At 67.0% G+C, this 6,710-nt stretch carries 5 protein-coding genes; 1 reads left to right on the forward strand and 4 read right to left on the reverse strand.

The window, feature by feature from the left end; translation table 11 throughout:
- Positions 1-103: 103 nt before the first annotated feature.
- The 4 genes from smc to rpsF all read right to left on the reverse strand — a co-directional run bounded on the left by smc (position 104) and on the right by rpsF (position 5,049).
- Positions 104-3,607, reverse strand: a complete 3,504-nt coding sequence (gene smc, locus ABE522_RS10605) for a chromosome segregation protein SMC (RefSeq protein ID WP_346591663.1) — start codon at positions 3,605-3,607, stop codon at positions 104-106.
- Positions 3,608-3,813: 206 nt separating this feature from the next.
- Positions 3,814-4,266, reverse strand: a complete 453-nt coding sequence (gene rplI / locus ABE522_RS10610; RefSeq protein WP_312682088.1) for a 50S ribosomal protein L9 — start codon at positions 4,264-4,266, stop codon at positions 3,814-3,816.
- A 100-nt stretch (positions 4,267-4,366) separates the two neighbouring features.
- Positions 4,367-4,597: a 30S ribosomal protein S18 gene (rpsR, locus tag ABE522_RS10615; protein WP_005926280.1), complete on the reverse strand. Its 231-nt coding sequence runs from the start codon at positions 4,595-4,597 to the stop codon at positions 4,367-4,369.
- An 11-nt stretch (positions 4,598-4,608) separates the two neighbouring features.
- A complete protein-coding gene (rpsF, locus tag ABE522_RS10620) occupies positions 4,609-5,049 on the reverse strand; it encodes a 30S ribosomal protein S6 (RefSeq protein WP_042613984.1) in 441 nt (146 codons plus the stop codon).
- 278 nt (positions 5,050-5,327) lie between these two features.
- On the opposite strand from rpsF, the gene ABE522_RS10625 reads away from it, so the two are divergent.
- Positions 5,328-6,569, forward strand: coding sequence for an MFS transporter (locus tag ABE522_RS10625; RefSeq protein WP_406846339.1), 1,242 nt, complete (start codon positions 5,328-5,330; stop codon positions 6,567-6,569).
- The last annotated feature ends 141 nt before the right edge of the window (positions 6,570-6,710 follow it).

Consider the following 6,710-nt stretch of genomic DNA (forward strand, 5'->3'; position numbering starts at 1 on the left):
TGGGTCTCCGGCTAAATACGTTCAGACAAGAATGGCACGATGCAGGTCTTCTTGCACCGGGGGTGGCGCGAATAATGCACCAGTCCCCCGTGCACGCGGCGTATCAGGCCGCCCCGGCCAGCCGCGCCGCCTCTTCCAGGTCGACGCTGACCAGGCGGCTGACGCCGGGTTCGCGCATGGTGACGCCGGACAGCTGATGCGCCGCCTCCATCGTCGCCTTGTTGTGGCTGACGAACAGGAACTGCACCTTCTCGCTCATCTCCCTGACCATGTTGGCCAGGCGGCCGACGTTGGCTTCGTCCAGCGGCGCGTCCACCTCGTCGAGCAGGCAGAACGGGGCCGGATTGAGCTGGAAGATCGCGAATACGAGCGCCACCGCGGTCATCGCCTTTTCACCGCCGGACAGCAGGGAAATGCTGGAAACGCGCTTGCCCGGCGGCCGCGCCATGATGGTCACGCCGGTGTCCAGCAGGTCCTCGCCGGTCAGTTCCAGGTAGGCATGGCCACCGCCGAACAGACGCGGGTACAGCGCCTGCACGCCGGCGTTGACCCGGTCGAAGGTGTCCTTGAAGCGGCCGCGGGTCTCGCGGTCGATCTTGCGGATCGCATCTTCCAGCGTCTCCAGCGCGGTATTCAGGTCCAGGTTCTGCGCGTCCAGGTATTCCGAGCGCTGCGAAGCTTCGCCATATTCCTGGATCGCCGCCAGGTTGACCGGTTCCAGCCGGCGCATGCGCGCATCGATCTGCTGCACGGTCTGCTCCCAGTCGGCCAGGCGGGCGTCCTCGGGCAGCGTTGCGATGACCTCCGGCAGCACGAAGCCGGCCTTCTCCACCGCCGCCTGCAGCTGCTCGGCATTGAGTACCAGCGCCTGCTGGTCAAGCCGGCGCTGCGAAATGCGTTCGCGCTGTGCCAGCGCCTGCTCGTCACGCTTGTGCCGGGTCTGCTCCAGCTCGCGCAGCTCCACGTCGATACCATCCAGCAGCGAGCGCGCCTGCGACAGCATGCCATCGGCGCGGACGCGCTCTTCCAGCGCATGCTGGTGTTCGGCCTGCAGCGATTCCACCGGGGTATCGCCTTCGTCCAGTTGTGCGTGCAGCTCGCCGAGGCGCGAATCCAGCTGGCCGCGCTGGTTGCTCATGCGTTCCAGCGCCTGGCTCAGCGACGCCACCTGGGCGCGCTGCGATTCCAGCGTCAGCGCCAGCGAGTGGGCGGCTTCGCGCACACTGCGGGCCGCATCACGGGCGCGGTCACGGGCCTCGGTCAACTGCCGGCGTTCGTTCTCCAGCGCCTGCCGGGTCGACTCCAGGTCGCCCATGCTGCTGACCGCGTCATCCAGCCGGCCGCGCGCCTCGCGCACCTGCTCGCGGTTGAGCTCCAGGGTCTCCATCAGCTGGACCAGCTCGCCTTCGATGCGGTCGATGCGCGTGCGCGCCGATTCCAGCTTGCCCTGCTGCCCCTGCAGCTGGCCGGCCAGCTCGGACACGCCGCGGTGCGCCTGGTACACGGCGCGCTGCACGTCTTCGCGCTGCTGTTCGGCGGCAAGCAGCTGGTCACGGAATCCACCCAGCAACTGCTCCAGTTCGGCTTCGCGCTGCTGCAGCTGTTCGATCTGTTCGCGCAGCGTGTTGATTTCGCGCTCGCGCAGCAGGGCGCCCTGCTTGGCCGCGCCCGAGCGCGATACCCGCACCCAGCCCGCACCCAGCCGCTCGCCGCCGCGGGTGATCACCGAGTCGCCGTCACCCAGCGTAGCCTGTAGCGCGCGAGCCTGCTCCAGGTCTTCGGCAGCATGCAGGCGGGCCAGCAGGCGACGGATGGCCGCCGGCCCCTGCACCTTCGCTGCGAGCGACGTAGCAGCCACCGATAGCGGCGCTTCATCATCGGCCACCAGCGCGATGCGGCCATCACCCAGCTCACCCAGCGCATCCACCAGCTGTTCCGGCGCCTGTACCAGCACGCCTTCGATCAACTGACCCAGCGCGCTTTCAACCGCGTTTTCCCAGCCCGCTTCAACCTTCAGCCGCTCGCCGACGCGGCTTGCCGAATCCAGCCCGCGGGCCTTCAGCCAGGCGACCGCCGCGCCCTGCTCCTGGCCGAGTGCGGCCTGCTGCAGGGTTTCCAGCGACGACAGGCGGCCACGCACGCCATTGGCCTGCTTGCGCAGTTCGGCCAGTTCGTTCTGTGCGCCGCGCTGGCGCTCCTGCACGGCCGTGACCTCCTGCTTGCGCAGTTCCACCTGTTCGCCCAGCTCGTCCAGCGCGGTCTTCTGGGTGTCGTGCTGGACGTGCAGCTGCTCGAAGGCCGCTTCCAGCGCATCCACGTCCAGGCCGGCGCGCTCGGACTGCAACGTCTCGCAGCGCCGTTCGGCTTCCAGCACCTGCCTGTCCAGGTAGTCCACGCGGGTGCGTTCGACGTCACCGGAACGCGATGCCGCCGAACTCTGGCTGCTGTGCTGTTCCCAGCGCGCCTGCCAGTCACCCAGCCGGGCTTCGGCTTCGCGCAGGCTCTCCTGCTTGATCTCGTTTTCTTCCTGCAGCTGTTCCAGCTGCGGGGTGGCCGCATCCACCGCTTCGCGCAGCACTCTCAGCCGGGCCTCGTCGCCACTGATGTGCTGGCCCAGTTCGGCCAGTGCCTGCTGCGTTTCGTCGCGCGCCTTGTGCAGGCGCTGCGACAGTTCGCGCTGGTGCTGGATCTGCTGTTCCAGCCGGGCCAGCATGCTGCCGACCTGGTAGACCTCGGCCTGCGCGGCGTTGAGCGCTTCGGCCGATTTCTCGCGACGCACGCGCGAGGTTTCGATCCGCGATTCCGCCTCGCGCTGTTCGGCGATCAACTGCTGCAGGCGGGTCTCTTCCTGGGACAGTCCCTCGCGCAGCGTGCCCAACCGGCCATCCAGGCCGCGGAATTCCAGCGCCTTCCATTCGGCATCCTTGACCCGGCGCTCCTCCTGCAACGTCTGGTACTGCTCGGCCTGGCGCGCCTGCCGTTTGAGGTGTTCAAGCTGCTTGCCGATCTCCTCGCGCAGGTCACCCAGCCGGTCCAGGTTCTCCCGGGTGTGGCGGATGCGGGTCTCGGTTTCCTTGCGCCGCTCCTTGTACTTGGAGATGCCGGCCGCTTCTTCCAGGTAGACGCGGAGGTCTTCCGGTCGGGCTTCGATGATCTGGCTGATCATCCCCTGCTCGATGATCGAATAACTGCGCGGCCCCAGTCCCGTGCCCAGGAACAGGTCGGTGATGTCGCGGCGGCGGCACTTGGTGCCGTTGAGGTAATAGTTGCTGCTGCCATCGCGGCTGACGGTACGCTTGACCGATATCTCGTTGAACGAGGCGTATTCGCCGGAGATCGTGTGGTCGCTGTTGTCGAAGATCAGCTCGACGGTGGCCTGCGATACCGGCTTGCGCGCGGCCGAACCGGAGAAGATCACGTCCGTCAGCGAGTCACCACGCAGGCGGCTGGCCGAGCTTTCGCCCATCACCCAGCGCACGGCATCGATGATGTTGGACTTTCCACAGCCGTTCGGTCCGACCACGCCGGTCATGTTGGTCGGCAGGTGCAGCGTGGTGGGATCGACGAAGGACTTGAAGCCGGACAGCTTGATCGTGGAAAGACGCATAGGGTTTCCGGGCCGGGGCCGTTGTGAGGCCTGCATTTACCCGCCAACCCCTTGATCCGGCTGGGATCAGGGCCGTCGGCCGGGCGTAATGCACCGAGTATACCGATGTGGCCGCGTTCTACGCAGGGGGCCGGCGCGCGCGCCAAAACAAAACGGGCGCCCCTGCGGGCGCCCGTTCTGGTGATTCCATGCCTTGCGGCGTGGGATCAGGCCTTTTCGGCTTCAACCACGACCTTGACGGTGGTTTCAACGTCGGCGTGCAGGTGCACCAGGACGTCGTACTCGCCAATGTTGCGGAAGGCGCCTTCGCCCAGGATGACTTCGCTCTTGTTGACCGGCAGGCCAGCAGCGGTGAAGGCTTCGGCGATTTCGCGCGCGCCCACCGAACCGTACAGCTTGCCTTCGGTGGAAGCGTTGGCCGCGATGGTCACGGACTTGCCTTCCAGCTTGGTCTTGCGGGCTTCGGCGTCGGAGTGGATCGACTCGGCCTTGGCTTCGTACTCGGCGCGCTTGGCTTCGAATTCAGCCTTGTTGCTCTCGGTGGCCGGCACGGCCTTGCCCTGCGGCACGAGGAAGTTGCGGCCGTAGCCCGGCTTCACGTCGACCAGGTCGCCGAGGTTGCCGAGGTTGGTGACTTTCTGCAGAAGGATCAGCTGCATGGTGTTACTCCAGAATGTATTCGTTAGCGAGGCGATGCCCCGCAGCGGATGGCTGTCCGAATATCAGTGCGGGAGGGCGGCACGAGGCCGCCCGCCGGCATCAGATGTCGTGGTTGTCGGTGTACGGGATCAGGGCCAGGAAACGGGCGCGCTTGACGGCCGTTGCCAGCTGGCGCTGGTACTTCGACTTGGTGCCGGTGACGCGGCTCGGCACGATCTTGCCGTTCTCGGTCAGGTACTGGCGCAGGGTGTTGAGATCCTTGTAATCGATCTCTTTCACGCCTTCGGCGGTGAACTTGCAGAACTTGCGGCGACGGAAGAACTTGGACATGTCAGTGCTCCTTAAGCGGCCGAAGCGGCGTCGTCGCCGGCATCGTTGTCAGCGGCGGGGGTGGTGGTCTCACCTTCTTCGTCGTCACGACGACGACGCTCGCCACGCTCGGGCTTGTCACCCTTTTCGTCCTTGCTCTTCATGATCAGCGACTGCTCGGTATCCGGGCCATCGCGCTTGACGACCAGGTTGCGCAGCACGGCGTCGTTGAAGCGGAAGCTTTCCACCAGCTCGCTCAGCACGGCCTGGTCAACTTCGATGTTGAGCATGACGTAGTGGGCCTTCACCAGGTTCTGGATCGGGTACGCCAGCTGACGGCGGCCCCAGTCTTCCAGACGGTGGATGGTGCCGTTGCCGTTCTCGACGAGCGACTTGTAGCGCTCGATCATTGCCGGGACCTGCTCGCTCTGATCCGGGTGGACCAGGAACACGATTTCGTAATGACGACTCATGTTTATATACCTTTCGGATGTGGCCGTTTCGGCCGGACAGCCCCCCGCGGTGGTGACAGCGGTGGGGCAAGGGTTCCCGCGCTGGGCGCAGGAAGCCGCTAATTATGCCTGTTGGTCCTGGCCGGGGCAAGTCGCAGTCCGGTTGGCTGCAGGTGGGCCGGGCGGTGGGCGGTTACGGGCGCAGGAATACAGCGTTCAGGCGGCAGGACGCAGATCGGGCGACTGTGCTGCGCTGCAGCAGTACAATCCGTACTCGTACAAATGCCCGGATTTTTCCTGTGAACCCGTCTGCTCCCCCGGTTGCCACGTCCTCGCTGGCTGCCGTGCTGTCGCCCCGCCAGCGCACCTTCATCCTGCTGGCCCTGTCGCTGGGCGGTTTCGCCATCGGCACCAGCGAGTTCGCCAGCATGGGCCTGATGCTGGACATCAGCCGCGGGCTGTCGATCACCGAAGCACAGGTCGGCCACCTGATCAGCGCCTATGCCATCGGCGTGGTGGTGGGTGCGCCAGTGCTGGCTTTCGCCGGCGCCGGGATCAGCCGGCGCAGCCTGCTGCTGGGCCTGATGGGCTTCTATGCGATCGGCAACCTGGCCAGCGCGCTGGCCCCGGACTACCACACCATGCTGCTGGCGCGCTTCGTCGCCGGCCTGCCGCACGGCGCCTATTTCGGCGTGGCGATGCTGGTGGCGGCGTCGATCAGCCCGCCCGCGCAGCGCGGCGCAGCGGTGTCCAAGGTACTGCTGGGCCTGTCGATCGCCATCCTGGTCGGCAACCCGCTCACCACCTGGCTGGGCCAGCAGTTCACCTGGCGCACTGCCTTTGCCCTGGTCAGCCTGCTGGCCCTGGCGACGGTGGTGATGGTGGCGCGGCAGCTGGCGCCGGACCCCAATGAAGTGCGCACCAGCCCGATGCGCGAGCTTCGCGCGTTCAACACCACCCAGGTCTGGCTGGCGCTGGCAATCGGCTCGATCGGCTTCGCCGGCATGTTCTGCGTGTTCACCTATCTGGCACCGACGCTGGTCAACGTGACCGGCGTCAACGAGCGCTGGATGCCTGCGGCGGTCGGCCTGTTCGGCGTGGGCGCGATCATCGGCAACATGCTGGGCGGCTGGCTGGTGGATCGCCTGCAGTTCCGAGCCGCCGGCGTGCTGCTGGCGTGGTCGGTGGTGGTCCTGCTGCTGTTCCCGCTGGCCGCGCATTCGGCCTGGGCGATGGTCCCGGCGATCATCGCCGTGGGCACCATGGGGGCACTGGCCGTGGCCCTGCAGACCCGCCTGATGGACGCCGCCGGTGAAGCCCAGACCTTGGCCGCCGCGTCCAACCACGCCGCCTTCAATACGGCCAACGCACTGGGCCCCTGGCTGGGTGGCATGGCCATCGGCGGCGGCTTCGGTTATGCGTCCACGGGCTACGTGGGGGCCGCCACGGCGGCGGCTGGCCTGCTGCTGTGGGGTGTGTCGGTGGTGATCGAGCGCCGGCGCGGCGCTGGTTCGCTGGCAGCGGGTGCCTCGAACGGGTGAAACCCCCTCGCGGCGGGCTGCTGCGAAAAGCAGTCTGCGTGATTGGGGCCGGGCGGTGGGGCTGTGCGGGGGACGGCAAGAGCCGCATCCTGCGGGCCTCGTTTCGCGCCATCCATGGCGCTCAACGCCCCCGCCCAGCCC

Source organism: Stenotrophomonas lacuserhaii, from assembly GCF_039674585.1.
Lineage (GTDB): Bacteria > Pseudomonadota > Gammaproteobacteria > Xanthomonadales > Xanthomonadaceae > Stenotrophomonas > Stenotrophomonas pennii_A.